This is a genomic window from Actinoplanes sp. DH11, from assembly GCF_020873875.1.
Taxonomy (GTDB): Bacteria; Actinomycetota; Actinomycetes; order Mycobacteriales; family Micromonosporaceae; genus Actinoplanes.
In genome coordinates this window covers 1-411 of record NZ_JAHWGU010000169.1, presented here as the reverse complement: position 1 = coordinate 411, position 411 = coordinate 1, and the positions used below count along the sequence as shown (strand labels likewise).

General features: G+C 63.3%; 1 protein-coding gene. It reads right to left on the bottom strand.

Annotated features, from left to right (window positions below; all coding sequences use genetic code 11):
* On the bottom strand, window positions 1-311 hold a 311-nt coding region (gene pnuC, locus LPA41_RS41265), incomplete at its 3' end, for a nicotinamide riboside transporter PnuC (protein WP_229076946.1).
* Window positions 312-411: the final 100 nt, after the last annotated feature.

Genomic DNA, 411 nt, shown 5'->3' with positions numbered 1-411 from the left:
AGGTAGCCGAGCAACCCGGCACCGAGCGCGCCGCTCAGCAATCCAGTCAGAACGGCGACCACACCCAGGCGGCTGACCTTACGTCCATCGTGGCGGTCGCCGCCACGGGTCCACTGCCACCAGCCGTAGAGCTGCAGCGCGGCGAACAACAGTTGCAGAAGCAGGTTGGAGTACAGGCGCCAGTCATAGAACAGCCAGGCGTAGAGCAACACCATCACCAGGCCGATGGGCCAGCACCAGGGGTTCTGTCTCACCGTCAGCCAGACCGCGACGATGCCGAGCCCGGCAGCAACGAGTTCGAGCCAGGACATCCGGCGTCCTCAAATCAGAAAAGGGTGGCGATTGTACTGATGCCGGCGCTTCAGCACACCAGGCTGTCGGCTTGTCGATAGAGCATCAGCAGCTTGTGGG